The following is a 25,853-nucleotide window of genomic DNA, read 5'->3' on the forward strand; positions in this document are numbered from 1 at the left end:
GAAATAAATTAAAAAATCCTAGTAGGGCTCTAAACCGCCATGCTGGGATTTTTTTAGTTTGGATAATATTTCTGGTGATTTTTTATCATAAAATCCACTGTCCTGACCACAATATTGGGTACAGGAGGTGATAGACATGGCCAGCAACAACAGCAACGAACTACTTGTACCTGGCGTGGAACAAGCTCTTGATCAAATGAAGTATGAAATCGCTCAAGAATTCGGCGTAAATCTTGGTGCTGATAATACTTCTCGCGCTAATGGTTCTGTTGGAGGAGAAATTACAAAACGTTTAGTCCAAACAGCAGAACAACAATTTGGCGGACAAGTTAAGTAATCTCTTAGAAACACTTCCGTAAGTAGAAATTACCAGAAAAAAATTATAATAAGATTCGAGTTACTTCAAACACTAGATAGTAACAAGGGAGGTGAAAGGACATGGCAAGCAACAACTCAAACGAACTTTTAGTAGCTGGTGTTGAACAAGCACTAGACCAAATGAAATACGAGATTGCTCAAGAATTCGGTGTAAACCTTGGTGCTGATACTACTTCTCGTGCTAACGGATCTGTTGGTGGAGAAATCACTAAGCGTTTAGTCCAAACTGCTGAGCAACAACTTGGTGGTAGAAAATAATAATTAAATAAAAATGGCTAGAGACACCTGTTCCGGCAGGTGTCTCTTTTACTATGCCAAGTGAGTTATTTTACATATCATGAAATCTTTGAATTTGGTGCACATTAAGACCATGAAAGGGGTGGATGATGGTGAAAAGTTGCCCTTTATGCAATGGTCTAGAGCAATTCGAAATGTATTGTACCAATTGCGGGGAGAATATGGATGATGTGGGTCGTGCCGTCGATTATCATAGCGACTACAGTCCCTATTTAGATTATCAAATTACGAATACAGTTGATGGAGCGGATGCTTCCGATGAACGTAATGTATGTATGCATTTATTTATATGTCCAACGTGTAGCCATCAGCTTACGAAGGGGATTGGGGAAAAATAAAAGAGAGATGCGACTTTTAAATCGCATCTCTCTTTTCTATTAGCGGATTCGAAGCTCTGTATCTTTATCGAAGAAGTGAGCTTTGTTCATGTCAAATGCTAGTTCAATTTCTTCACCGCCGTTGATATCTGTACGAGAATCTACACGAGCAATGAAATCTTGATCGGCTACTTTAGAATAAAGGTAAGACTCAGAACCCATTAATTCCGCAACATCAATCGTTGCTTTAATTTTTGTATCTGGAGTGGATTCGATGAATACTGGCTCATCATGAATATCCTCTGGACGAACACCGAGTACAATTTCTTTTCCTACATAGTTTTGATCACGAAGAACTTTCATTTTTCCTTCTGGAACCGCAATTTTAAGATCTGCTAATTCAACATGTCCTTCTCTTAAAGTACCGGACAAGAAGTTCATGGAAGGAGAACCGATAAATCCACCAACGAAAATGTTCTCTGGTTTATCATATACTTCTTTAGGCGCACCAACTTGTTGGATTACACCATCTTTCATAACAACTAGGCGAGTTGCCATTGTCATCGCTTCTGTTTGGTCGTGTGTAACATAGATAGTTGTTGTTTGAAGACGTTTGTGAAGCTTTTGAATTTCTGCACGCATTTGTACACGTAGCTTTGCATCTAAGTTAGATAATGGTTCGTCCATTAGGAATACTTTTGCATCACGAACGATTGCACGACCTAATGCCACACGTTGACGTTGACCACCGGAAAGAGCTTTTGGTTTACGATCTAAGTAAGCTTCTAATCCTAGGATTTTTGCTGCATTCTGTACACGAGCATCGATTTCGTCTTTTTTAAATTTGCGAAGCTTCAGTCCGAACGCCATGTTGTCATAAACGTTCATATGTGGATAAAGCGCGTAGTTTTGGAATACCATTGCGATGTCACGGTCTTTAGGAGCAACGTCGTTCATGCGATTTCCATCAATCAGGAAATCTCCATCGGAAATTTCTTCTAGTCCAGCGATCATACGTAACGTTGTAGATTTCCCACAACCAGATGGACCTACAAATACGACGAACTCTTTATCTTCGATATCAAGGTTAAAGTCTTGAACAGCGGTTACTTTTTTGTCATACACTTTGTAAATGTTTTGCAATTTTAATTCTGCCATTACGTTTCCCCTCCGTTTTTATGAAAGCGTTTCAAATTATGTATTAAGTGTACCTTACGTAGGAGAAGAACGTAAATGGAAAACGTGCACAAAGAAATGAAAACGCTTTTGTGCACGTTTGCTAGTGACGATCCGTATTAGTCAAAAGTCCATCTCATAAGAATGGCTAAATAGACAATGATTGCCCCATCAAATTGTTTAATATCAATTCCTGTTTTCTCCATAAACTTGTCTACACGGTATTGGAGACTATTTCGATGCATGTAAAGTTTTTTTGCGGCAAGACTTGTATTGGAGCTAGAACTCAGAAATACATCAATGGTATGAAGAAGCTCTTCATCATTCACGGTTTCTCCTAAGATAGCTTGGACCATATATTGTTTTTGAGTTTCTGATATAGAATCTAAAAATAAGTATGGTGCGATTTCATGGTAGGTACTGACAGAGCTTTTCTGATATTTTCTACTGATCGCACAATCCTTTTTAACTTGTTCATAATACTCACCTGCTTTTTCTATAGCATGAAAATACGGGCTGACGAACAGGCGGATATTAATAGAAAAATCACTCATCAATACGTCTACGATCTGATCATAAGCAAGATATTCACTTTCTGGGATGTTTCCATGTTCGACGATCGTACCTTCTTGACTGCTTTCCCAAACAATCGGGACCTCGATTGGGTAAAGAGCTAAAATGGCTTCACGGAAGGCAAGAGGATCACCAGGGGCCTCAGCTAACGTGAAATGGATAAATCGATAGGATTCGTCCAAAAAGTCTGTATCTGGCTTTTGATTGTCAAATAATATCCCTTTCCATAACTTTTCATGATCAGTTACAACGGTTTCCACAAAGGAATAGGGTTGTAAAAAGGTTGTTAAAATCTTTTCATCCCGTTCCGAAATTTCTTCTTTAGCGATTCCAATTATTTGATTTTGTTCGTTCGTAAACCATTGAAGGTTTTCTAAATCAAAGGGTTGGTCTGATTCGATAAGGGATGGAAAAAGCTCACGTAAATCTTGTATCATTATTATCCTCTTCTCTAACACAATCACATTTTTTACTATTATAACAATAGACCTATTTCGCATACAGTATTAGTTGAAGGAAAGGGGAGAGTTTGGAATAAAAAAGCTCCGGTTTCCTTGATTAGGAAAACCGAAGCGAAATCTAATTAATCTCTTTCTATTGCTTCTGGAAATGGTTCATGCTCCTTCGGAAGTTCTCTTGCTTCTTCGATTTGCATGCGCCCATGGTTGGATTCGGTCGTGCCACCGGCTATTCCTTCACTGATCATACGGTCAACATCTAATTCGTATTTCTCACGCGAATTAGGAGCGTCCTGTACCTTTTTGTCTTTTTTAGCCATACGACTTCCTCCTTTCTCGTATAGCTTTTCACGAAAAGGGGAAAAGCATGCGAATCAGCCAATTTGATTTGTTCTCTGATTATGAAGATAAAAACCGTACAGATATGGATATGAAAATACTTGTTTCATTTGTTTTCGAAAGGTCGGATGCTCAAAAACGTGGAATCCTGGCTTAGAGTTGGCCTCAAAAAGCCAAGCCTTCCCTTCTTGGTCGATACCAAAATCGAATCCAATCTCTCCCACATAATGAGGCATTCTCCGTTCTAATCCTTGGCATAGTGCAAGTGCCAAGTCGGTCAGCTTAGTCTGAATACGTTTTGATTCTTCGTTGGAAAACAACTCTCCTAATGTATGGATACTGCCACCGCGCTGAACGTGCGTCGTCAAGCTCCCTTTTCCAGCAAACTTTGCTGCTATCAAAGAAACCTCCCAGCTATTTCGATCGTTTTTATTAGCATGGACCCGAAAATCAATGGGACTGTTTTGCTTTTGGATTAAGGAAATGGCTTGTTGGGCAACATAGCCTTTAAAGCCGTTCGGAAATTGTTGTTGAAAAAATGCTTCATCTTCTACATAACGATTTACTTTAGCCTGATTTTGGACATAATAGCGAACCTCAAGCTCTCCATTATCAAGCTTTGTACATTGAACAATTCCTTTGCCTAAGCTGCCGTGTACAGGCTTTATATATAAGGGATGTTTTGAAAGTAGATTCTGTATTTTTTGTTTGGAAGGATGAAGGGTTGTTTCAGGTAAAAGATAAGCATAATCAGTTTCCTTCATCACTTTCTCGTGTATTTCCCATTTATTAAAAAATCCCTCATTAAAAAAGGAAGACTTTTGTTTTAAAGCTTTCATCATTTTCACTACTTGTGGGTGATGTTCAATTTTTCGATTTGGAAGACGGTTGTAAACGACAGATGGGATAGGTCCTACTTTTTGAACCCATCTGTTATGTTTGAACTGATACCCATGAACCATATTTCGATCAGGCTGAATATGTTGGTGTCCAAAAAATACCGTTTCAAATCCTAGTTCATCCCCAGTGATGCTCATCTGTTCGAAAAGTCTCGTTCTGGAACCTAACAACGGCCCACGATGAGAAAAACCTGCAACGAAAATACCAATTGAAATAGGGATGATACATAAGTTGTCTTTCATATGAATGTTTGCCTTTACAGTGTTAGGAAATTTTATTTTGGTCTTTAGTGTGGATGACATGTAGATGGTAGTTTCTTGTTTTTTATGTGCAAAGCACTCCACTGGTTCCGTATGCGGCCCATATTGAATGTGCTGAATGGATTGAAAGGTGGAATACGCTGATTGTGGGACAATAATTCGTTTCCGTTTACCAGGATAAAATTTTATTTGAAACGTTTGCGTAGTAATATGTTGTCCCCTCCTTCACATATAGTAAAATGTTGTGTAACACATAGATGTAGCTAGTACTTTTTCTTTATATGTATATGTGTGACTTCTCAACAAATGCCAAGAGTCTTATACTATTAGAGGATGTTTAAATCGTTTAAACAATTGTAACACCATAAAGAAAGGTCGATGTTTATGGAATTTTTGCTCGTTTTATTTATGATTATTATTGGTGCTTTAATCGGTGGAATTACGAACTCTATTGCAATCAAAATGTTATTCCGACCTTACGAGGCCAAGTATATAGGAAAGTGGAAGGTACCTTTTACACCTGGGCTCATTCCGAAGCGGAGAGAAGAGTTAGCCAAACAATTGGGAAGAATGGTTGTTGAGCACTTGCTTACTCCAGAAGGCATGAAGAAACGGTTAGAAAATGGGAATTTTAAAAAACATGCTCTCGATTGGGTGACGAAAGAAACCGATAAACTGTACTACTCGAATCAATCCTTGCAGTCGATTCTTCACTCTGTTGGTCTGGAAATAACGGAGGATCAGCTGAGAGCATACATCCATGGATTTGGTAAGAAGAAGGTGCAAGGGCTTATCGAAAAGAATGATGATCGAGTTCTCCGAGACTTTTTAGATGACGACTGGTTACATAAATCGGAAAAAGGGATTAATCAGTTATCCACCTATATCCAGAAGGCGCTTGTTCAGTACATCGGTGGTCCGGAGGCTCGACAAAAAATCTTAGAAGTCATCCAAGCTTACTTAGGTGGCAAAGGGTTTTTCGGAAATATGATCTCTTCATTCCTAGGGAACGATGGCCTAGCTGATAATATTCAACCTTTACTTGTTCAATATGCAGAATCAGAAGATGGACGAGAAATGTTGGAACGGCTTATTTCAAAGGAATGGGAAAAACTGTTGAATAAAAAAGTGCGAGATATTACGGATCTTGTTGGTGAAGAGCTGTTGGATAAAGCGATCCATACAATCGGGACCTCTTTATTCCCGAATGGTCGACTCAATCAACCTTTAACGGATTGGTTACCTAAAGCGATCCCGACGATGTTTAACAATCGGATTGTGCCAAGCCTTATAAACAAGGCAGCGGATCTTTTAATTGGGCGAATGGATGTATTGTTTCAGTCACTAAAAATTGAAGATATTGTGGAAGCAGAAGTAGCTTCCTTCCCGATTCGAAGAGTGGAACAGTTGGTACTCAATATCTCAAGTCGTGAATTTAAAATGATTACGTACTTAGGAGCTTTATTGGGAGGCATGATCGGTTTAATCCAAGGGATTTTTGTCTTACTCCTGTCATAAACCCCGTTTCACTTTCATAAAGACGGAGGGTTTGTTATAGTTGGGAAGGAATAAATAGCCAACTAGGAGGTATAAGAATGGCAAATATGTATGATAGTGCGTACGACTTAGAAAAAGCAATTCGTAATAGTGACGAATTTCAAGCCTTGAAGCAAGCATACGAAACTGTAATGGCAGATGAGCAAGCAAAAAAAATGTTCGATGACTTCCGTAAAACACAAATTGAGCTTCAAGAAAAACAGATGCAAGGGCAAGAAATTACAGAAGAAGAGGTAGAGAAAGCTCGTAAGGTTGTCGAGCTCGTTCAACAACACGAACAAATCTCAAACTTAATGGAACAAGAACAGCGCTTAAATGTTGTCATCAATGATGTAAGTCGTATTATTACAAAACCACTTGAAGAATTATATGGCGATACTCAACAATAACGAACAAAACCTTGTACTCACATTGGAGACAAGGTTTTTTTGTATCTCAAAATTTATAAAGTTAAATAATTCACTTGGATATTAGTTCAGATTTTCTATAAATTGCGACGTAACTCTAATTAAAAAATTTATTGAAAGAATGATAAGTGAACCTTGATGCCGCGCTCCGGCAGAATACTCCGCTTTCCGCGGGCACGGCCTCAATCTCCTCAGAAGAAACCCACTTCTTGCGGGGCTTTCACCTCGCGCTGTTCCCGCAGGAGTCTCCGTATTCTGCCTACGCTAAGTTACTATATTCTAATTAAGTAAAATTTGTAGCCGGAAAAAAACAGATGATTAAATACTTGAAATAATTGGGAAAAACCTGTGCAAAATCATTAGTCTGATAACATGAATCGCTAACTTAATAAGATTTCAATTTACTTATAATTATTAAAAATTACTTTTTCATTCGGAAAACTATTCTTTGTCAGCTACTTACGGCATGTTGATTGTAGTGGAGGGCTAGTCGACTCCTGTGGGAACAGCACGAGGTGAAGACCCCACAGTGAGCGGTTTTTGCGAGCGAGGAGGCTGAGACCGTGCCCACGGAAAGCGACTGCCCACTGCGGAAATCAACATCGCGTGTATATCGAGCAGTTATTAAACGGATGGTTTTTCGTTTAACTTTTTACGTCGCATTTTCTATCAACTATGCAAGCGAAGGCAGGATGTCCTTCGTCTTTTTATGTGCTTTTGTAAAGTTATCCAACAAATTTACAAAAATCGACCAAAAGGTACAAAGTTAAGATTATAATACTGTATGGGAACTTTTTTATTTGTGACTCGTATATAAAAACAGAGAGGAGTGAGACGATGAGTTTAAAAATAAACCAAGTGACCAAACGGTTCGGATCTTTTACGGCAGTTGATAACCTGTCCATCGAGATTCCGGAAAAACAAATTTTCGGTTTTTTAGGGGCGAATGGAGCGGGTAAGACTACAACTTTTCGTATGATTCTTGGCCTAATTGATGTGACCGAGGGGGAAATTTCCTGGAATGGAAACCCGATCAACTATAGCAACAGTGATCTTATCGGTTATTTACCAGAAGAGAGAGGGCTTTATCCGAAGTTAAAAGTAGTGGATCAGATTGTCTATCTAGGAAAGCTACGTGGCATGCAAAAGAAGGAAGTCATACGCGAGCTTCGCCATTGGTTAGAGCTTTTCCGAATTTCCGATTATGAAAACAAAAAGGTAGAAGAGTTATCTAAAGGGAACCAACAAAAAATCCAATTTATATCTGCCGTTATACATAAGCCTGAATTGCTAATATTAGACGAGCCCTTTTCCGGACTAGATCCAGTAAATGTGGAACTATTGAAAAAGGCAGTAGTCGATTTAAAAGAGCGGGGGACTTCCATTGTGTTTTCATCCCATCGTATGGAGCATGTCGAAGAACTTTGCGAATACTTATGCATTATGCAGCACGGGAAACCAGTTGTTCATGGTTCCTTAAAAGAGATCAAGCGCTCTTTCGGGAAAAAGAACTTATTTATTCATGCTGACTTTGATTTATCTTTCTTGGAATCCATGGATGGAGTAGTAAAGTGGAAGAAGGTTGCGGAAGGTTGTGAGCTACAAATCAGTAGTGAGGAAGTTTCACAACGTGTTTTTGAAGCCCTTCAAGACAAAGGTTTCATTAGAAAATTTGCATTGGAAGAGCCGTCGCTAAATGACATTTTCATTGAGAAAGCAGGTGAGTCATATGAATAAGTTTTGGATTGTCCTTTCTCATACCTATCTTAGCAGGCTGAAGACAAAATCCTTTATATTCACAACTGCACTGACGATTTTATTAATTGTTGCGGTTGGAAACATTCAAACGATCATTGAATCATTCGGTGGCGACGAAGTGAAGAAAGTAGCGGTTATCGATGATTCGAATCAACTTTACGATTCGTTGAATGAATCGATTCAGGTTGCGGACTCGGATATCGAGTTAGAGAACTATGATGGAAGTGTGGAAGAAGCACAAGAGTTAGTGAGTAAGGAAGAATTAGCTGGGCTACTTCACATTACATTTAATGACGAACAAATTCCAGAAGCTACATACTATGCAAATAAAGTTTCGACAGCAGGAGAAACAGATGTTCTTGAGCAGAATCTTCAGCAATTAAAAGTTGCCATTTCTGCTAATAATGCTGGCATTGACCCAGCTACTGTCCAAGGGATTTTTGCTCCTGTTTCCTTTGAAAAAGTTTCGCTTGAAGAAAATGCTAAAACAGAGGCAGAACTAAGTACAACTCGCGGTATCGTATATGTAATGCTGTTTATGCTTTATATTGCCGTTATTATGTATGGAAATATGATTGCAATGGATATAGCGAATGAAAAGGCATCTAGGGTTATGGAAATTCTAATTTCTAGTATGCCTCCTGTTAGTCAAATGTTTGCCAAGATATTTGGGGTGGCGCTGTTAGGGATTACTCAGGTCGGGATCTTTGTTGTAGCTGGATATGCCATGCTTACGATGAAGAAGGACGAATTAACCGGAGGGATTTTTGAATATTTTGGATTAGCGAACGCTGATGTATCAACTTTCGTATATGCGATAGTCTTTTTCTTACTTGGGTATCTCTTATACGCAACTTTGTCTGCTATGTTAGGATCATTAGTAAGCAGAATGGAAGAAATCAATCAAATGATGGCACCAGTTATTTATTTGATTATGATTGCCTTCTTTATCGCCATGTTCGGTTTGAACAATCCGGAATCTCAAGTCGTGACTATCACATCTTATATTCCGTTTTTCACACCAATGCTTATGTTTTTAAGAGTGGGAATGCTCGATATCCCGGCATGGGAAATTGCGGCATCTATCGGAATCATGATAGCTTCGATTGCACTACTAGGAATGATCGGTTCAAGAGTGTATCGAGGTGGGGTTTTAATGTATGGAAAATCTGCCTCCATCAAAGATTTCAAGAAAGCCTTTGAATTATCTAAAAAAGATAAATAATGGAGAAAGAATCGCGTTTTGCGCGGTTCTTTCTTTATAGCAAGGGGGATTCACAGTGAAATGGGAACGTGGAGAGTATTCGATTAACACAGATCCAACTAAGTTAGATAATGAAAAAATTTTTACGCTATTATCTAATTCTTATTGGGCGAGTGATCGACCAAAAGATATTATGGAAGAAAGCTTAGAAAATTCTTTGAACTTTGGCGTTTATCAACAGGATACCCTCGTTGGATTTGGTAGAGTAATTACTGATAAGGTAGTTTTCTCTTGGTTATTGGATGTCGTGATTGAGGAAAGTCATCGTGGAGAAGGATTAGGAAAGTGGCTTGTGGAAACGATAATTAATCATCCTGATGTGAAGCAAACGTCCATCGGGTTATCTACGAAAGACGCACACAGCCTATATGAAAGATTTGGCTTCGAACATCAATCATTCATGCGAAAACCTAGACTGTAATATTTAAAAAAGAGTGCTGCGGCACTCTTTTTTAAATTATAGAATCGAACGTGCATTCGCTTTTTGATTCTGTTAAAATAAAGAAAACGAAGCAGGAAGGATTTGCCTATGATAACGAAAAAAATTACATTTATTCATTGCGCGGATTTGCATCTAGACAGTCCATTTAAAGGATTGCGTAACATGACTCCTGCTAAATACAAGGATGTTCAAGAAAGTACGTTTATCGCCCTTTCTCGTCTAGTACACCTTGCAATCGAGCAGCAAGTAGACTTTGTGTTATTGGTTGGAGATATTTTTGATAAAGAAATTTTATCCCTTAAAGCCCAGATTAGATTTAAAGAAGCGATGGAACAACTAGAACAACATAGTATTCAAGTTTTTGCATCCTTCGGAAACCACGATTATGTCGAACAGCGTTCCCTAGCTGTTTCTCTGCCAAGTAATGTCCATCTTTTTGAAACAGAGGATGTTACATTCCTTCCTTTTATAAAGAACGGGGAGCGAATCGCCCACATATATGGCTTTAGCTACGAAAAACGAGAGGTTCAAGAGAATAAAGTGGAAGAGTATGTTCAAAGGGATGGAGCACGCTTTCATATTGCGACGTTACATGGAAGTCTATCCACTAATACAGAACATGACGTATATGCCCCTTTTCAACTGAGCGAATTGGTTACAACATCATTTGACTATTGGGCACTCGGTCACATACATAAACGGGAGGTCTTAAAAGCAAAGCCGGCAATTGTTTATCCAGGGAATATACAAGGTCGTTCAAAAAAAGAAACAGGGGAAAAAGGCTGTTATTTGGTTGAGTTGGATGAGAAAAATACGGATTTATCCTTTTACCCTTTACAGGAGATTCGTTTTGAAACCTCAGAAATAGATGTACACGAATGTTCCAATCTAGGAGAAATTGCAGCAAAGTTAAAGCATTCACTCCAACACCATGTGTATGGTAAATGCATCCTTACCATACGGTTTAAAGGATATCAGTCAAGTCTAGGAGAGTGGCACCGTTCCGGAGAAATAACCGAGCTCATAGATCTAGAGAATGAACGGGAGAGTTTTTCAAAAGCCGATTGGACACATATTGAGGGGTATAAAACAAATTACTATCAGGATCCGTCTCAGCAAACCGCGGAAGAACTCGGATTTAGAAAGGAAGTCTTTCGTTCCCTTCATGAAGAGATAGATATCCAAGAGATTTTAAAACCGATATTACAGCACCGACAAGTCAGAAAACACCTAGACATTTTTACAGATGGAGAGGTAAAAGAGTTGGAAGAAGCGGCAGAGGAGTTACTCATAGATCAGCTGACAAAGGAAGGATAAATCAATGAAAATAAAATCTGCCTTTATCTATGGATTTGGTAAATGGGAGCAACAGGAAATAGACTTTTCACCCCATTCTTTTTCAATAGTCATCGGTGAAAATGAATCTGGAAAATCGACTTTGCGTCACTTTCTTCTATTTATGTTATTTGGATTACCACCTAAGAGACGTGAATTTTATCGTCCGGCAACAGGAGGCACTATTGGAGGAAAACTGACGGTTTCGACGGAAAGCGATGGAGAAATTGTTCTCGAACGAGATCACCACCGACTCAATGGAGAACTTCAATGTTACCTGGAAAATGGCGAAAGAAAAAATGAGGAATGGTTTCGGACAAGACTAACTGGTTTATCACTAGAAACATATCAATCTATTTTTTCATTCAATGCACAGGAACTTTACCAGTTACACACATTAAAGGAAGAAGACCTTGGAGAGGTTCTGCTTGGTGTTGGAATGACTGGCTCTGACCAAATTTATACAACGGAAAAGCGTTTAGAACAATATGCAAGTGAATTGTTCAAGCCACAAGGTCGAAATCCAAAGATTAATCGTCAGGTAGAACGATTAGAAGAGGTATCAAATGAAATAGTTAGTATTCAAAATGAGCAAGAGAAATATATACAAGCAAAAGAAGAGCAACAACGATTACAAGAAAAACTTCAACGTCTACAAAAGGAACAAATAGAGGCTCAAGAAAGACAAGCGTATATTTCTAAAAAACTAGAGATTCATCCACAAATGGTAGATTACCATGTAACCGCAACCGAGTTGGAGCGTTTAAGACAAGAAGGTGTCAATCATTTTCCTACGAACGGTGTGGAACGGTACCAGCAACTGAAAGAAAAACTTCTTCCCATTCAAAGTGAAATTCGGGTTTTGCATTCTACCATAGAAACTTTGAAATATGATATAGCAGAGTTGAAGAGTGGACAATTTCCTAGGGAGCGACTTGAAAGGCTAAATCAGTTGCTTCAACAAGTAAATAGGATTCAACAAATAAGCATGAATCTCGATTTTAAGGAAAAGGAATCGAATCAGCTTTTGGAAGAGTTAAAGCAAATTCTCCAACGTATAAATGCCGGCTTAGCGACGGAGGATTTAGATGACATGTCTATTCCCTTCCATATTGAAGAATATTGGAACCAATTAAAACAAGAAAAAGAACATTTCATCCATTCGGAAAATCAATTGGCAGAAGAGCAATCCGTTCTCCATAGACAGAGCAGAGAGGTGGAGAATAATCTAGGTCAGCTACAGCAGAAATTGTTACCAAATCAGAAGGTACAGGAGTTAGAAGCAATTCTCAATCGTCATCACCTTCCACAGGAAACATCCAGAACTTCATCAAACTGGAATAAAGAGCAGAAAAAACGAATAAAAAAGAGCAATCAACATCTGATAACAGGCTGGCTAGTTGCGATAATATTAGGGGCAATCGGTTACTTTTTGGAGATTAGTATCTTGGTCCCGATAAGTATTTCGATTGCGATTCTCTCTATTGGACAAGCCTTTTTTGTCCGTCAATCCCTAAAGGAATGGACGCCAGCTTATCAAGCGGAAGCACTTTCTCCGGAACAAGCTGAGGAATATGCAAATGCCAAGCGACAACTAGACGATCATGCCCACCAATTAGATCAATATCGTAAGCTGGAGGTCACTCTTTCTCAAATGCAAACTGCTCAATTAAAAATAGAAGAAAAACAACAATTTCACCAGCAGTCTGGTCAACAGCTTCAACAGAAAATAGACTGGCAAATCGAAACGTATCCTTTCCTAAGAAAAATAGAACTGTCGTATTGGCCAAGACTATACGCTTATTTAGAAACGGCTCAAGAGAAGAGAAAGCAATGGAAACAAGTGGAACACGAACTGGAAAGCCTTCGTCATTCCTATAGCGATTTTGAAAGAAATGCATTGGACTATCTATGGGGAGAAGAAGGAATAGAGAAGGAAGTAGATTTAGAGGAGATAATTGTCTTGCTCCGGCAGGAAAGAAAATCTCAGCAACAGATTTCAGAACAGCTTGATTACGTAAGTCAGCAATTACAAACAAAAGAAACCCTTTTATCCGATCATGTAGAAAGAGCTGTTCCTTACCAAGAAGAGATGAATCAATTACTTGATACTACTGGGACAGAACGTGAAGATTACTTTTTAGAGCGTGGTGCTTTATTTGAGAAATGGGGCCGGAAACAACAACAAATGGAGCAATTAAAGCACTCCTTATCAATCGGTCTAGACAAAGGCGAATTGGACATTCTTATGACGGAGCCACCAGTGGAGCAAGAAAAACTAGAAGCAGAAGTAACTCATATAGGGCGTATGATTCAAGGGAATACGGATGATCTGGAGGAAACGAGACAAGCGTTAGCGAATCTAAATTCAAGGCTATCCATGCTGGAAAGCTCTGAGCAATATTCCCAATACTTACACGACTATTACTTAGAGAAGGAGGTACTCCAGCAACAAGTCAAACAATGGGCAATCTATAAAATGGCACAAACGGCATTGCAAACAGCGAAGCAAAATTACTTGCATAACTATATGCCAACCATTATGGAAGCTACTACATCCTTATTGGAACAGTTAACGGACGGTCGATATAAGCGCGTATTCGCTCCATCAGGTGGTAATCGTTTAGAAGTTGAATCCGCAGGTGGACAAAGATTCCACGTTGATCAATTGTCTCAAGGTACATCGGATCAGCTCTACATTGCTTTAAGGTTAGCTCTAGGTACAGTTATGAGCGAACAATACGGACTTCCATTTATTATTGATGATGCTTTTGTCCACTTTGATGAAAAACGAACAGATCGGATGATGGACATCCTAGAGAATTTATCTACCAGTCATCAAATTTTATTGTTCTCCTGTCGACCACAGCTAATCGATATTTCCAAGAATGCTCATGTGATTCCCTTATCCAGTAATCTAGTAGAGAATCGTTCGCATTCATAAGGAAAAAATGATAGAATATGTAAGATATTAGGCGAAATAAAACGTATTCTGGAGGGTCATCTATTGACGAACCAAGAAAAGTCCAAGGATTGGGCGACTAGAGAAGCTGCAGTAGAAAAATTTATTCAAGTCATTGCAAAAAATATGAATCTTTATGGCATTACAACTTCTGTTGGGAGATTATATGGTGCTTTATATTTTGCGGAGCAGCCTATGACATTGGACGATATGCGCGATGCTCTGGAAATGAGTAAGACGAGCATGTCTACAGGTGTCCGTTCTCTTGCAGAAATGAGGATGGTAGAGCCCGCCTATAAAAAAGGCGTTCGAAAGGATCTATACAAGTCTGAGGAAGATTGGTATAAATCATTTACCTCTTTGTTTGGAAATCGCTGGAGACACCATACGGAAAGCAATATAGAGGAAGCGGATCAAACGATTGTTGAGTTAGAAATGCTGAAGAATCAGACTACAGATGAAATGCTCATCGAAAAACTTGAGGATGATCTCTATCGACTGAAATATGCGCAAAACTATTATAAATGGTTAATGCGGTTTATTGAGGTCGTGGAATCTGGGAAAATATTTGAATATATTCCGAAGCAGGAAGAGGAGTAGTTGATACAAATGGAGAAAATCGGGAGGGGGAAAAACGATGAAAAAAGGGATTGCATTTTATAGTGTGGGAGACGTATTTGATCATTTCTTATTAATAAAGGCCGCAACCAAGGGTGTTGCCAGTAACGGAAAGCCTTTCTTAACCCTTATTTTAAAGGATACATCAGGAGAAATTGAAGCAAAGCTTTGGGAAGCTACTCCAGAGGATGAAGAGTTGTTCCAAACCGAAATGCTAGTAAGGGTAACGGGGGATCTCAATCAGTTTCGTGGTCGATCACAGCTTAAGATCCATTCCATTCGTCCCGCTCAGCCTACTGATGGGGTCCATATAAGTGATTTCATTGAAAAGGCACCGGTTGATAAAGAAACCCTTCTAGAGCAGCTCACGGAAATCATCTTTGAAATGGCAAACCCCAATTTGCAAAGAATCGTTCGTTATTTTATAAAAAAATATCAGGATGATCTATTAATCTATCCGGCAGCAGTAAAAAATCACCATGAGTATGTATCTGGTTTAGCCTATCATGTGGTATCTATGCTCAGAATTGCCAAAGAACTTAAAACCCTTTACCCGGACGTGAATAAAGACCTCCTTTATGCGGGAATCATTCTTCATGATCTAGGAAAGTTAAAAGAACTGTCTGGAGTTACGGCTCCTTCTTATACGTTAGAAGGAAAGCTAATCGGTCATATTCCAATTATGGTAGAGGAAATTGGACAAGCAGCAAAAGAACTGCAAATAGATAGTGAAGAAGTATTGATTTTACAGCATATGATTCTAAGTCACCATGGCAAGGCAGAGTGGGGAAGTCCAAAGCCACCATTAGTGAGAGAAGCAGAGCTTCTGCATCTCATTGATTTAATCGATGCAAAAATGAACATGTTGAACAGGGCACTGGAAAAAATCCAACCAGGAGAATTTACAGAGCGATTATTTGCGATGGATAATCGTCAGTTTTATAAGCCGTCGTTTGAAGAAAAGTAAGAATATTTTGATGACCTATAACTAAGCTAAGAAAATCCGAGGTGATTATAATCCCTCGGATTTTCTTTAGATACCTTTAAAAGTTAAACTTCTCTAGTTTTTCTCCCTGAGATTCATAACCCTTCATGTACTGTATTCGTCGTTGGGCAGAAGTCGCGTTAACTTGTTCGTCAGCATGGTAGGAAGAACGAACGAGTGGACCAGACTCACAGTGAGTAAAGCCTTTATCTAGTGCAATTTGTTTCAGATCTTCAAATTCATCTGGATGTAAATAGCGCTCTACCTTTAAATGTTTTTTGGTTGGTTGCAAGTATTGCCCAATTGTTACAATATCAACTTTGTGGGCACGCAAGTCATCCATTGTTTCGATTAGTTCTTCTTTCGTTTCGCCAAGACCGACCATGATACTTGATTTCGTTGGGGTATTTGGAGCAATTTCTTTCACTCGCTCTAAGAGCTGAAGGGACCGGTCATACATAGCAATCGCTCTTACTTTTTTTGTTAATCTCCTCACGGTTTCGATATTGTGATTAAAAATATCTGGTTTACTATCCATGAGAGTATGTAAGCTTTCGTAGTCTCCCTTCATGTCAGAGGGAAGGATTTCAATTGTACAGCCAGGGTTTCTTTTACGGGTAGCACGAACGGTTTCAGCAAATACGGCAGCACCACCGTCGTTTAAATCATCCCGAGCAACAGCTGTTACTACTACGTGTTTTAGCCCCATGATTTCGACTGATTCAGCAACACGGTTTGGTTCATCCCAATCTAATTCATTCGGTAGTCCTGTTTTTACTGCGCAAAAGCGGCAGCCGCGTGTACAAGTATCACCGAGAATCATAAAGGTAGCTGTTTTTCTTTCACTCCAGCATTCATGAATGTTTGGACATTTTGCCTCCTCACAAACCGTGTTCAGCCGTTTATCGCGCATTAGCTTTTTCAAGCGGTTGTACGATTTGTTTGTATTGAGCTTAATCTTAAGCCATTCGGGTTTCCTTACATGTTCCTCCTGCTTAGTCATTGTAGACACTCCTTTTTAACGAGAATAGTTCCACTTGTCTGATTTATATTTGGTTTCCATTAGCTCATGTACTTCGTCAAGCATTTCAAGTGGGGGAGTATATGACTCAAGGTTTACTTGTAGTCCGTCCGAAAACCCTTCCTTAAATGCTTCTTTTGCTCGTTCAAACGTAATCTTTGTCTTCGATAATTGGTTAATAGCAACTGCTTTATCACCGAATGCACGAATTGCCCTTGCCTTTAACTTGTCATTCGGATAGACAAACATGTCGTAAAGCTTGTTGTTATCCACGTTGAGTGGAATAGAGCCGTGTTGTAAGATGACCCCTTTTTGTCTTGTCTGTGCACTTCCTGCTGCTTTTTTTCCTTCTACAATTAGTTCGTACCACGAAGGCTCTTCAAAGCAAACCGCAGAGTCTGTCGATTGTAACTTACCTTCTGGAATAGCGAAGTCTGCCTGTAATTCTAGATTCCGAAAACCCTCCAATAATCCTTTTGAGATAACAAGATAAGCTTCTTTTACGGTTTTCGGCATTTTCCCATGGCTTTCCGAAACTATTACGCTATATGTAAGTTCTTGATCATGAAGGACAGCCCTACCACCAGTTAGTCTCCGGACAAGCTCAACTCCATGCTTTTTTGCACCTTCCACATCAATTTTTCCCTCTACTCTTTGAAAATATCCAAGGGATAAACCAGCAGGCTGCCAGCCATAAAAGCGAATGATTGGTGGAAGCTTTCCTTTACTGTGCCATTGTAATAAGGTTTCATCCATTGCCATGTTAAAGGCGGGATGACATCGTCCAGAATCGATAAAGTACCATGTATCTTCCATTTTTGTCTCCTTCCGTACAGAGCATTCAAAGTAATTCTACATGTGTCCTTCTGGAAAAGTAAAGGTAAAATAGTAGGATATTTCCAAATGTTATGAATAAAAAATACTATCTCAACTTCTGGTTTTAAAAGTATAATGAAGAGTGGAACATGCACGTCTATCTATTATATTTAAGGAGTTCACACACCATGAAATGGAAAGATTGGGATCGAAACTTAAGGATTCGATTATTTGGGGAAGGAACGATGAATTTACTGTTCTGGGCTTACTTCCCGTTTATGACGATATATTTTGATGATGCTTTTGGAAAAGGGAAAACCGGAATGTTAATCATTCTATCCCAAGCTTTTTCTGTCATCGCTAGTTTAGTTGGCGGATATTGTGCGGATCGTTTTGGTAGGAAAAGAATGATGGTACTTGCTTCAAGCTCTCAGTTTCTTACCTTTCTGATATTCGCTTATGCCAATTCACCGTGGTTAGACTCCCCTGTCCTTACGTTTATTTCTTTTAGTCTACTAGGGGTATGGGGCGCTTTATATTGGCCAGCATCTCATGCAATGGTTGCGGATGTCGTGCCAGAAAAACATAGAACCTCTGTATTTGCTGTCTTTTACACGTCCATTAATATTGCGGTTGTCGTTGGTCCTATCCTGGGAAGCTTTGTTTTTTATAGCTATCGATTTGAAATGCTAGTCGTTGGAGCGATATTGAATGGGATTGTGGCCTTTGTATTGCAAAAATATTTAAGTGAAACGACCGTATTAAAGGAAAGAAAAGCGTCCCAAAAGACTAGTTGGTATAAAGCGGTATGGGAAGAGCTAAGTGATTATCGTGTCATTGCCCGAGATAAAACTTTTCTATTGTTTATTATAGCAGGTGTACTAGTAGCGCAGACGTTTATGCAGCTGGATTTACTCATTGCGGTGTACACAAGTGAAGTGGTAGAAAATCAACAGTTGTTCGCGATTGGAGATTGGGATGTCACGGTAAGTGGGGAAGGTGCTTTTGCCCTAGTACTTGCTGAAAATGGATTATTAGTCGCTTTATTCACCGTCTATATCTCGCGTGTGATTAGTAGATGGAAGGAAAGAAACGTCTTTATTCTGTCGTGTTTGCTCTATGCACTTGGAATTTCCTTGTACGGACTGACAGAAAGCATTTGGGTATTTATGATTGCGGTCTTGTTGTTTACGATAGGAGAGCTTATCGTCGTGGGAAGTCAGGAAAGCTTTGTTGCCAAGCTGGCACCAGATCATATGCGTGGGCAGTACTTTTCAGCGGCAAGCTTGCGGTTTACCATAGGGAAATTAATCGCCCCAATTAGTCTTGTTTTGACGAATTATTTTTCTTATTCGCAAGTATTTGCTTTCCTAGGCTTTTTGTCCTTACTTAGTGCAGGAACCTACTACATCATGTTTAAGCGTATCGATAAAGAAACAGAAGCTGCTGTTAGCTAATGGCGAAGACTTGTCCCTTATAATCATATTTTAAATATTTGGACATACATTTAGTAAAAAAGGGACAAGGAGGCCAAATAATGATTTTAGGAATCCCTTGGTGGGTTTATATGTTTATTGGATTTATTTTCTTTAGTGGATATATGTCTTTTCGCGCTATGAGGGCAGAAAAAAAACTAGAGCAGCGATACATTGAACAGGAAGGCAAAGTGTTCATGGATCGGATTTCTGAAAGGCGAAACGAGAAGGACGAAGAGTTCGAACAGAAAAAAGTTATTTCAGGATAAATAGAGAAAGCCGGAGTAGATACTCTGGCTTTCTTTTTATTCACTTGAGCAATCTTGTCCATAAAAAAACCCAACAACTTGGTTGGGTTTTAATGGTTAGCTAGCCGCTTTTTCTGTTTTGAATAGATCTTTAAAATCTTCAATTTTAACATCTACATCTGCATCTTCGATTAGCTTATTGAGCTTTTCTTGTGCTTTTGCATTGTCTACTTTGCTATTCGCAATTTCACGCTTAACATCATCTTTAATGTCTTCAAGTGGCTCTACATCTTCCACTTCACGCTTGTCCGTTACTTTGATGATGTGCCAGCCGTTATCAGTTTGGACAGGGTCACTAACTGCTCCAACTTCCATGCCATAAGCAGCATCTTCAAATTCAGGAACCATTGCACCTGTACCAAAGAAACCTAGATCTCCACCATTTTCAGCACTTGCTGTATCCGTAGAGAAGTCTTTTGCCAATTGAGCAAAGTCTTTCCCTTCATCCAATTGTTTTTTCACTTTTTTAGCTGTTTCTTCGTCACTTACTAGAATATGACTCGCTTTTACTTCTGTTTGCATACGCTCATATTTTTGGTTGATTTCTTCATCTGTTACTTCAATGCCTTCTGTGATGGCTTTTTCTTGAAGCATATTTAAGCGAAGTACCTCTTTAAAAGCATCCTCATCAGAAAAACCACTTTGCTGTAAGACGGATTCAAATTGGTCTCCGTATTGCTCTTTTAATTGTTTTAGTTGATCATCTACGTCGGAATCCTTCACGTCGTAGTTGTCTTCTAGAACTTTTTTCATTACGAGTTCCTGAAGAACAGTTTCACCGGATTCCTTTTGTAGTGCATTATAAAATTCTTCTTTTGTTACATTACCAGCTTTTGTTTCCACGACTGCTTCTGAGTCATCTTGGGAAGAACATGCTGCTAAAGTAAGTACCCCTGTTGCCATAACTGCGATTGCGAACTTCTTCATTATATTTAACACTCCTAATCACGTTAATGTTTCTCCAGGACAAGGCCCTTGAAATAATATAACATATTTTACTAGCAAAAAAATAGTCCCTATCAAAATTACACACTTTTTATATATTTTGTGAAAATGTGCATTTTATACAAAAAGAGCAGGAGGATGGGGCCGATTTATCTAATCGTGTTCCATTCTCCTGCTCTTTTTACTCTACTTCGTCAGTACTTAAATAAGAGATATCTCTACATAAGAAGATAGCAATAAGATCGTAATAAGTATATTAATCGTTCGAAACACACTTGGCTGTTTTTCTTGAGGCATCTCGGTTTGGACACAAAGCCTATGTGTTAATGAATTAAATAAGAACAAAATAAACAATGCAAAGACAGCAAAAAAGATTGGCATAACCTATAGACCTCCTTATCACTAAGACTACTTTATCAAAAAAAAGGTGGGTTGAACAGTTAAAGCTATAGATTAAGAGGTTTCGACAAAAATAGTGAAGGCACATCTCCATAGGTCGTGGATGTGCCTTCTATCTGTGATTTAACTAATTAAAATGTCGTATCCATCTTGTGCGTTTTCGATCATGCATTTTCTCGGTGCTTTAATAAGGTGTGCTGTATATAGAAAATCCTCTAATGAAAAGGCAATATTTATGGCTGCAAATAATAGAAAGTACGCAAAGAAATCTGCAATGAAATAGCTTCCTACGATACATGGAAAGGTAATCATGACCGTTGGTGATAGCAAAACGAATAAGGATGTGCTCTTAGACATTTTTCCATGTGTTCGAAAACTGAAATTCGGTAGGTTTTTCTTTTTGTTTTTCCACTTTACTTTAATTTTTTTGTTCATAATTAGTAACGGGATAAGATGCGTTACTTTATGAGCCAGTGGTAAAATCAATAATCCAAATAGCAATGGGAATAGACCATAGTCTCTTACATTACTGGAATCATGAATAATAGATAAGGGTAGATATAAGATAATAAATGATAGCAATCCCATGATCATGGAAATAAGATAAATGCGATTATTTCCAAAGTCTTTTGAAATATTGATGCTTTTCCAGCAATTCATTCACAAGTCCCCCTTGCTTACAATGTTGTTAATGTGAATGGTTCGTGTTCATTGTCCCTCAACGAATAATAGTATGATTCATATGAAAAATCAATAGGTTTTTTAAACTTTTTTGTAAAGAATTTCTTAACGATCTGTATGTTGTTTAAACTGCCTAGAAGTACGGTGAGAATCCCATACATTAGATATATGAGAGAATCAACAATCCGGATGGGCAAATAGCTTAAATGGGGCAGATTCTTCTATAGCAATATTTAGCAATAGGGGAGCGTTTACAAAAAAAGTTACCATTTTTAAATATGGCAACTTTTTTTGTTACTTATGAGGATTTTATTTCTTTAAAGGTCTTCTCCAAGTGTTGATGAAAGTCAATCATATCCTGTAATCGATTGGGGAGTTCTTGCTTGCCTTTCATAGATGTAAGTCTGTCGTTAATCTCAAGTAGAGTCTTCTTTTGTCGTTTCATTGCTTCCAACCATTTATGAATAAAATTGGACATGAACTTGTGATAAAGGTTCACATCAGCTTGGTATAAGTCTTTTCTTACCCCTTTTATCCAGACTCTTTCCACCAGGTTTAGATCTAATAGGCTTCTAATCCCATTGCTGACTGAAGTTTTACTTTTTCCCAACCAATCTGCCATTTCATCCAAGGTCATCGGTTTTCCTTCTATATATAAGAGAGAAAACAATTTAGCTTCTGATGGGGATATATCGAACATTTCCACTGTTTTTGAAAACTCCAGTATAATTTGTTCTTGTACTTTTTGTTCTGCCATAGAATCCTCCCTTGTAACACAGTCATTAATAACAAGGGTACAACAAATTAGTTTTGTTGAAAAATCAGATGGAGACGTAAAAAAAGGAGGAAAAGGAAGAAATAAAGAGAAAACCTCCTTTAAAGTTTGTACAGAATAAACTGTACGTACTATTTGTACGAAATTATCCGTTTTTATGGTTTGAATTATATAGACAAAAGGGGATATAGTATTAAAGGTAATTCAAAATTCCTATTTCCATGTTTGAGGTATTTAAATAGAGGTACTAACTTACTAGAAAATAATTAATTGAGAGGTGAATCAAGTGCCTGTAATTAAGGTTGAGGGTTTATCGAAAGTATTCGGTAAAAACCCAAAGCAAGCATTATCATTACTTAGTGAAGGAAAGTCAAAGGATGAAATTCTAAAGAAAACAGGAAACACGGTAGGGGTCAATCGTGCCTCTTTTGAGGTAGAAGCTGGAGAGATATTCGTAATTATGGGGCTTTCTGGAAGTGGGAAGTCCACTCTTGTGCGTTTAATTAACCGTTTAATTGATCCAACAGAGGGTAGTGTACTTATCGATGGAGACGACTTAGCCAAAATGGATAAGCAAAGTCTTCGTCAAGTGAGAAGAGATAAGTTAAGTATGGTATTCCAACGCTTTGCTTTGTTCCCACATCGAACAATTCTAGAGAACGCCGAGTTCGGATTAGAAATCCAAGGAGTCGATAAAGAACAAAGACAAAAGAAAGCGAAGGAATCTCTTGAGCTCGTGGGATTAGGGAATTACATTCATCAATATCCAGGACAGTTATCTGGGGGAATGCAGCAACGTGTTGGGTTAGCAAGAGCATTAGCCAATGATCCAGAAGTATTGCTTATGGATGAAGCATTTTCTGCTCTAGATCCACTGATTCGGAAAGAAATGCAGGATGAATTACTGGATTTACAGGAATCCATGAAGAAGACCATTCTTTTTATTACGCATGATTTAGATGAAGCATTACGGATTGGGGATCGAATTGCTTTAATGAAAGACGGTTCAATTGTACAAATTGGAACACCGGAAGAAATCCTCGTAAACCCGGCCAATGACTATGTGGAGAGATTCGTGGAAGACGTAGATCGCTCCAAAGTATTAACCGCTGAGCACATTATGAAACGTCCTGAAACGATTAATATCGAGAAGCATGGCCCGAGAGTAGCCTTAGAAAGAATGAAAGAAGAAGGGTTATCAAGTATTTATGTAGTCGACGGAAAACGAAACTTAAAGGGCTATGTAACAGCAGATGATGCATCGGAAGCACGTAAAAATGATGTGCGTGATTTAAATCAGATCTTGAAAACAGATGTACCGACGGTTACAAGAGAGACGACGATGCATGAAATTTTTGATGTAATACACAATTCACCAGTACCAATCGCAGTAGTAGAGGATCATAAGTTAAAAGGTATTATTGTAAGAGGGGCTGTCATAGCAGCACTAGCTGGTGAGGGTGAGGTGAACGTAGAGAATGCTTAATTTTATGGAAAATGTACCGACGATACCGATAGCTGATTGGGTTGAAAAGTTAACGGAAAATATAACAGACATTTTTTCTTTTATTTTCACACCGATTGAAGAGAACTTTGGGGATTTTATTGAAAATACTGCGGACTTACTAGCGGAGGTACCACCGCTTATTGTCATTGTCATTCTTACACTACTAGCTTTCTTTATTAGTGGAAAGAGAATTGGACTTTCTATTTTTACAATAGTAGGGCTTTTGTTAATTTGGAACCAAGATTTATGGGAAGCGTTAATTTATACGCTGACCCTAGTTATCACAGCGAGTCTCTTGTCAGTGATTATTGGTGTACCAATTGGGATTTGGATGTCTAAAAGTGATTTAGCAAAATCGATTATTACCCCTATTCTAGACTTTATGCAGACAATGCCGGCATTTGTTTATTTAATCCCGGCAGTTGCGTTCTTTGGAATTGGGATGGTACCAGGGATATTTGCTTCTCTAATCTTTGCGACACCACCAACCGTTCGTTTTACAAACTTAGGGATTAGACAGGTGTCGAAGGAATTGATAGAAGCCTCCGAAGCATTTGGTAGTACGGGATCACAAAAGCTCTTTAAAGTAGAGCTACCGATGGCAAGGGGAACGATTATGGCAGGTATTAACCAAACGGTTATGCTGTCCCTGTCTATGGTTGTTATTGCGTCCATGATTGGTGCTCCGGGTCTTGGAAGAGACGTATTATCAGCCCTACAAAGAGCAAATGTAGGGAATGGATTTGTTGCAGGGTTAGGCATCGTTATTTTAGCGATTATTATTGATCGTATGACGCAAAGCATAAATCGAGAAAAAGCATAAATTTGCTGGCAACTTTTCACAAAAGAAAAGTTCACCATATATAAAATCTATAAAAAGGGAGTTTTTAGTTATGTCATTACTTAGTCTAAAACGTCTAGGCTTAGCAGCTGGTCTTTCACTTACATTGGTTGCTGCAGGTTGTGGAAGTGGAGATGAAGGTAATTCGGACGGTGGAGATGCCGAAGGTGGAAGTGACTCTGCTTCTACAAACTATGGCGAAGAATTGAACTATGAAATTACAGGTATTGAACCTGGTGCAGGTGTAGTTGGAGCTGCAGAATCGGCAACAGAAGAATATGAAAACCTAGCAGACTGGGAAGTTGTAACTTCTTCAAGTGGCGCGATGGCAACTGCGTTAGGGGAAGCAGTTGAAAACGAAGAACCTATTATTGTAACAGGCTGGAGCCCGCACTGGAAGTTCCAAAAATATGACCTGAAATATTTAGAAGATCCAAAAGGTGTATTTGGGGAAGCTGAACAAATTAAAACAATGGTGCGTAAAGGTTTAGAAGAAGATATGCCAAATGCAAATACAATCCTAGATCAGTTCCAATGGGAGTCTGCGGATATCGAAGGTGTCATGCTTGAAGTTCAAAACGGAACAAGTCCAGAAGAAGCTGCTAAAGCTTGGGTAGAAAACAATCCTGACAAAGTTTCCGAATGGACAAAAGGTACAGAAAAAGTCGATGGGAAAGAAATTGAACTTGTATATGTAGAATGGGATACAGAAGTTGCTTCTACAAATGTAGTAGCAGAGGTGCTTCGTAACCAAGGCTTTGATGTAACGGTAACACCACTAGACAATGCTGTTATGTGGGAATCCATTGCTAGTGGCGAAGCTGACGGCATGGTTGCTGCATGGTTACCGGGAACACACGGCGATCTTTATAAAGAGCATAAAGATAACCTTGTAGACCTTGGAGTAAACCTTGAAGGTGCAAAAATTGGTCTTGTAGTGCCAAAATACATGAAAGTTGATTCTATCGAAGATTTACAACCAGCTGAATAATAACTTTACGAGAAGTTACTCTCTAAGACGAGGGTGACTTCTTTTTTTTATGATATGAACAGGATATA

The 25,853-nt window shown here is 38.7% G+C and carries 27 protein-coding genes; 17 read left to right on the plus strand and 10 right to left on the minus strand.

Annotated features, from left to right (window positions below):
• The first annotated feature begins 136 nt into the window (after window positions 1–136).
• From KO561_RS05845 to KO561_RS05855, 3 genes are all read left to right on the plus strand, one after another.
• Window positions 137–337, plus strand: a complete 201-nt coding sequence (locus tag KO561_RS05845) for an alpha/beta-type small acid-soluble spore protein (RefSeq protein WP_231096188.1) — start codon at window positions 137–139, stop codon at window positions 335–337.
• Between the two features lie 101 nt (window positions 338–438).
• Window positions 439–636 (plus strand): alpha/beta-type small acid-soluble spore protein, encoded by a 198-nt coding sequence (locus KO561_RS05850; protein WP_231096189.1) that lies wholly within the window; start codon window positions 439–441, stop codon window positions 634–636.
• 128 nt (window positions 637–764) lie between these two features.
• Window positions 765–1,013 (plus strand): hypothetical protein, encoded by a 249-nt coding sequence (locus tag KO561_RS05855; RefSeq protein WP_231096190.1) that lies wholly within the window; start codon window positions 765–767, stop codon window positions 1,011–1,013.
• 39 nt (window positions 1,014–1,052) lie between these two features.
• Here the strand turns inward: KO561_RS05855 and KO561_RS05860 are convergent, their stop codons facing one another.
• The 4 genes from KO561_RS05860 to KO561_RS05875 form a co-directional block, all read right to left on the minus strand.
• Window positions 1,053–2,150, minus strand: a complete 1,098-nt coding sequence (locus KO561_RS05860) for an ABC transporter ATP-binding protein (RefSeq protein ID WP_231096191.1) — start codon at window positions 2,148–2,150, stop codon at window positions 1,053–1,055.
• A gap of 137 nt (window positions 2,151–2,287) precedes the next feature.
• Window positions 2,288–3,178: a PucR family transcriptional regulator gene (locus KO561_RS05865; RefSeq protein WP_231096192.1), complete on the minus strand. Its 891-nt coding sequence runs from the start codon at window positions 3,176–3,178 to the stop codon at window positions 2,288–2,290.
• Between the two features lie 146 nt (window positions 3,179–3,324).
• Window positions 3,325–3,519 (minus strand): hypothetical protein, encoded by a 195-nt coding sequence (locus tag KO561_RS05870; RefSeq protein WP_231096193.1) that lies wholly within the window; start codon window positions 3,517–3,519, stop codon window positions 3,325–3,327.
• A 54-nt stretch (window positions 3,520–3,573) separates the two neighbouring features.
• Window positions 3,574–4,680, minus strand: coding sequence for a YheC/YheD family endospore coat-associated protein (locus KO561_RS05875; protein WP_231096194.1), 1,107 nt, complete (start codon window positions 4,678–4,680; stop codon window positions 3,574–3,576).
• Window positions 4,681–5,082: 402 nt separating this feature from the next.
• Here KO561_RS05875 and KO561_RS05880 point away from each other — a divergent pair, with 402 nt between their 5' ends.
• The 9 genes from KO561_RS05880 (at window position 5,083) to yhaM (ending at window position 16,008) form a co-directional block, all read left to right on the plus strand.
• On the plus strand, window positions 5,083–6,216 hold the full coding sequence (locus KO561_RS05880) for a DUF445 domain-containing protein (RefSeq protein WP_231096195.1): 1,134 nt from the start codon (window positions 5,083–5,085) through the stop codon (window positions 6,214–6,216).
• A gap of 77 nt (window positions 6,217–6,293) precedes the next feature.
• Window positions 6,294–6,644, plus strand: a complete 351-nt coding sequence (locus tag KO561_RS05885) for a YlbF/YmcA family competence regulator (RefSeq protein WP_231096196.1) — start codon at window positions 6,294–6,296, stop codon at window positions 6,642–6,644.
• Window positions 6,645–7,499: 855 nt separating this feature from the next.
• The gene (locus KO561_RS05890; protein WP_231096197.1) at window positions 7,500–8,399 is read left to right on the plus strand and encodes an ABC transporter ATP-binding protein; all 900 of its coding nucleotides are present in this window, start codon (window positions 7,500–7,502) and stop codon (window positions 8,397–8,399) included.
• Window positions 8,392–9,645 (plus strand): ABC transporter permease, encoded by a 1,254-nt coding sequence (locus KO561_RS05895; RefSeq protein ID WP_231096198.1) that lies wholly within the window; start codon window positions 8,392–8,394, stop codon window positions 9,643–9,645. The genes KO561_RS05890 and KO561_RS05895 overlap by 8 nt, the downstream gene beginning before the upstream one ends.
• Window positions 9,646–9,700: 55 nt before the next feature.
• Window positions 9,701–10,105, plus strand: coding sequence for a GNAT family N-acetyltransferase (locus KO561_RS05900; RefSeq protein ID WP_231096199.1), 405 nt, complete (start codon window positions 9,701–9,703; stop codon window positions 10,103–10,105).
• Window positions 10,106–10,213: 108 nt separating this feature from the next.
• Window positions 10,214–11,443, plus strand: coding sequence for a metallophosphoesterase family protein (locus tag KO561_RS05905; protein ID WP_231096200.1), 1,230 nt, complete (start codon window positions 10,214–10,216; stop codon window positions 11,441–11,443).
• 4 nt (window positions 11,444–11,447) lie between these two features.
• Window positions 11,448–14,405 (plus strand): ATP-binding protein, encoded by a 2,958-nt coding sequence (locus KO561_RS05910; protein WP_231096201.1) that lies wholly within the window; start codon window positions 11,448–11,450, stop codon window positions 14,403–14,405.
• Between the two features lie 63 nt (window positions 14,406–14,468).
• Window positions 14,469–15,023, plus strand: a complete 555-nt coding sequence (locus tag KO561_RS05915) for a GbsR/MarR family transcriptional regulator (protein WP_231096202.1) — start codon at window positions 14,469–14,471, stop codon at window positions 15,021–15,023.
• A 37-nt stretch (window positions 15,024–15,060) separates the two neighbouring features.
• On the plus strand, window positions 15,061–16,008 hold the full coding sequence (yhaM, locus tag KO561_RS05920; RefSeq protein ID WP_231096203.1) for a 3'-5' exoribonuclease YhaM: 948 nt from the start codon (window positions 15,061–15,063) through the stop codon (window positions 16,006–16,008).
• A 76-nt stretch (window positions 16,009–16,084) separates the two neighbouring features.
• On the opposite strand, the gene lipA is transcribed toward yhaM, so the two are convergent.
• Together lipA and KO561_RS05930 are read right to left on the minus strand one after the other, a co-directional pair.
• Window positions 16,085–17,029, minus strand: coding sequence for a lipoyl synthase (gene lipA, locus KO561_RS05925; protein ID WP_231096204.1), 945 nt, complete (start codon window positions 17,027–17,029; stop codon window positions 16,085–16,087).
• A 15-nt stretch (window positions 17,030–17,044) separates the two neighbouring features.
• Window positions 17,045–17,863 (minus strand): lipoate--protein ligase family protein, encoded by an 819-nt coding sequence (locus KO561_RS05930; RefSeq protein ID WP_231096205.1) that lies wholly within the window; start codon window positions 17,861–17,863, stop codon window positions 17,045–17,047.
• Between the two features lie 188 nt (window positions 17,864–18,051).
• On the opposite strand from KO561_RS05930, the gene KO561_RS05935 reads away from it, so the two are divergent.
• Window positions 18,052–19,320, plus strand: coding sequence for an MDR family MFS transporter (locus tag KO561_RS05935; RefSeq protein ID WP_231096206.1), 1,269 nt, complete (start codon window positions 18,052–18,054; stop codon window positions 19,318–19,320).
• A gap of 80 nt (window positions 19,321–19,400) precedes the next feature.
• Entirely contained in the window at window positions 19,401–19,607 is a 207-nt protein-coding gene (locus KO561_RS05940) for a sporulation YhaL family protein (protein ID WP_231096207.1), read from the plus strand.
• 96 nt (window positions 19,608–19,703) lie between these two features.
• Here KO561_RS05940 and KO561_RS05945 read toward each other — a convergent pair whose 3' ends face one another.
• The 4 genes from KO561_RS05945 to KO561_RS05960 form a co-directional block, all read right to left on the minus strand.
• A complete protein-coding gene (locus tag KO561_RS05945; RefSeq protein WP_231096208.1) occupies window positions 19,704–20,573 on the minus strand; it encodes a peptidylprolyl isomerase in 870 nt (289 codons plus the stop codon).
• Window positions 20,574–20,792: 219 nt separating this feature from the next.
• Window positions 20,793–20,972, minus strand: a complete 180-nt coding sequence (locus KO561_RS05950) for a hypothetical protein (RefSeq protein ID WP_231096209.1) — start codon at window positions 20,970–20,972, stop codon at window positions 20,793–20,795.
• 141 nt (window positions 20,973–21,113) lie between these two features.
• Window positions 21,114–21,650, minus strand: a complete 537-nt coding sequence (locus tag KO561_RS05955) for a DUF3267 domain-containing protein (protein WP_231096210.1) — start codon at window positions 21,648–21,650, stop codon at window positions 21,114–21,116.
• Window positions 21,651–21,969: 319 nt separating this feature from the next.
• Complete coding sequence (locus tag KO561_RS05960) at window positions 21,970–22,428, minus strand: GbsR/MarR family transcriptional regulator (protein ID WP_231096211.1); 459 nt, start codon at window positions 22,426–22,428, stop codon at window positions 21,970–21,972.
• 304 nt (window positions 22,429–22,732) lie between these two features.
• Here KO561_RS05960 and KO561_RS05965 point away from each other — a divergent pair, with 304 nt between their 5' ends.
• The 3 genes from KO561_RS05965 (at window position 22,733) to KO561_RS05975 (ending at window position 25,785) form a co-directional block, all read left to right on the plus strand.
• Entirely contained in the window at window positions 22,733–23,932 is a 1,200-nt protein-coding gene (locus KO561_RS05965; protein WP_231096212.1) for a quaternary amine ABC transporter ATP-binding protein, read from the plus strand.
• Window positions 23,925–24,776 carry an ABC transporter permease gene (locus KO561_RS05970; protein WP_331000832.1) on the plus strand — a complete coding sequence of 284 codons (852 nt, stop codon included), beginning with the start codon at window positions 23,925–23,927 and terminating at the stop codon, window positions 24,774–24,776. The genes KO561_RS05965 and KO561_RS05970 overlap by 8 nt, the downstream gene beginning before the upstream one ends.
• A 70-nt stretch (window positions 24,777–24,846) precedes the next feature.
• Complete coding sequence (locus KO561_RS05975; RefSeq protein WP_231096213.1) at window positions 24,847–25,785, plus strand: glycine betaine ABC transporter substrate-binding protein; 939 nt, start codon at window positions 24,847–24,849, stop codon at window positions 25,783–25,785.
• Window positions 25,786–25,853: the final 68 nt, after the last annotated feature.

It is taken from the genome of Radiobacillus kanasensis, assembly GCF_021049245.1.
Classification (GTDB): Bacteria; Bacillota; Bacilli; order Bacillales; family Amphibacillaceae; genus Radiobacillus; species Radiobacillus kanasensis.

Excerpts from the sequence above, each read along its gene's own strand:
- KO561_RS05945 (WP_231096208.1), bottom strand. The coding sequence starts at position 20,573 with ATGAAGAAGTTCGCAATCGCAGTTATGGCAACAGGGGTACTTACTTTA.
- KO561_RS05865 (WP_231096192.1), bottom strand. The coding sequence starts at position 3,178 with ATGATACAAGATTTACGTGAGCTTTTTCCATCCCTTATCGAATCAGAC.
- KO561_RS05895 (WP_231096198.1), top strand. The coding sequence starts at position 8,392 with ATGAATAAGTTTTGGATTGTCCTTTCTCATACCTATCTTAGCAGGCTG.
- KO561_RS05860 (WP_231096191.1), bottom strand. The coding sequence starts at position 2,150 with ATGGCAGAATTAAAATTGCAAAACATTTACAAAGTGTATGACAAAAAA.
- KO561_RS05975 (WP_231096213.1), top strand. The coding sequence starts at position 24,847 with ATGTCATTACTTAGTCTAAAACGTCTAGGCTTAGCAGCTGGTCTTTCA.
- KO561_RS05935 (WP_231096206.1), top strand. The coding sequence starts at position 18,052 with ATGAAATGGAAAGATTGGGATCGAAACTTAAGGATTCGATTATTTGGG.
- lipA (WP_231096204.1), bottom strand. The coding sequence starts at position 17,029 with ATGACTAAGCAGGAGGAACATGTAAGGAAACCCGAATGGCTTAAGATT.
- KO561_RS05940 (WP_231096207.1), top strand. The coding sequence starts at position 19,401 with ATGATTTTAGGAATCCCTTGGTGGGTTTATATGTTTATTGGATTTATT.
- KO561_RS05875 (WP_231096194.1), bottom strand. The coding sequence starts at position 4,680 with ATGAAAGACAACTTATGTATCATCCCTATTTCAATTGGTATTTTCGTT.
- KO561_RS05950 (WP_231096209.1), bottom strand. The coding sequence starts at position 20,972 with ATGCCAATCTTTTTTGCTGTCTTTGCATTGTTTATTTTGTTCTTATTT.
- KO561_RS05870 (WP_231096193.1), bottom strand. The coding sequence starts at position 3,519 with ATGGCTAAAAAAGACAAAAAGGTACAGGACGCTCCTAATTCGCGTGAG.
- KO561_RS05850 (WP_231096189.1), top strand. The coding sequence starts at position 439 with ATGGCAAGCAACAACTCAAACGAACTTTTAGTAGCTGGTGTTGAACAA.
- KO561_RS05885 (WP_231096196.1), top strand. The coding sequence starts at position 6,294 with ATGGCAAATATGTATGATAGTGCGTACGACTTAGAAAAAGCAATTCGT.
- yhaM (WP_231096203.1), top strand. The coding sequence starts at position 15,061 with ATGAAAAAAGGGATTGCATTTTATAGTGTGGGAGACGTATTTGATCAT.
- KO561_RS05955 (WP_231096210.1), bottom strand. The coding sequence starts at position 21,650 with ATGAATTGCTGGAAAAGCATCAATATTTCAAAAGACTTTGGAAATAAT.
- KO561_RS05890 (WP_231096197.1), top strand. The coding sequence starts at position 7,500 with ATGAGTTTAAAAATAAACCAAGTGACCAAACGGTTCGGATCTTTTACG.
- KO561_RS05905 (WP_231096200.1), top strand. The coding sequence starts at position 10,214 with ATGATAACGAAAAAAATTACATTTATTCATTGCGCGGATTTGCATCTA.
- KO561_RS05880 (WP_231096195.1), top strand. The coding sequence starts at position 5,083 with ATGGAATTTTTGCTCGTTTTATTTATGATTATTATTGGTGCTTTAATC.
- KO561_RS05855 (WP_231096190.1), top strand. The coding sequence starts at position 765 with ATGGTGAAAAGTTGCCCTTTATGCAATGGTCTAGAGCAATTCGAAATG.
- KO561_RS05960 (WP_231096211.1), bottom strand. The coding sequence starts at position 22,428 with ATGGCAGAACAAAAAGTACAAGAACAAATTATACTGGAGTTTTCAAAA.
- KO561_RS05845 (WP_231096188.1), top strand. The coding sequence starts at position 137 with ATGGCCAGCAACAACAGCAACGAACTACTTGTACCTGGCGTGGAACAA.
- KO561_RS05970 (WP_331000832.1), top strand. The coding sequence starts at position 23,925 with ATGCTTAATTTTATGGAAAATGTACCGACGATACCGATAGCTGATTGG.
- KO561_RS05930 (WP_231096205.1), bottom strand. The coding sequence starts at position 17,863 with ATGGAAGATACATGGTACTTTATCGATTCTGGACGATGTCATCCCGCC.
- KO561_RS05910 (WP_231096201.1), top strand. The coding sequence starts at position 11,448 with ATGAAAATAAAATCTGCCTTTATCTATGGATTTGGTAAATGGGAGCAA.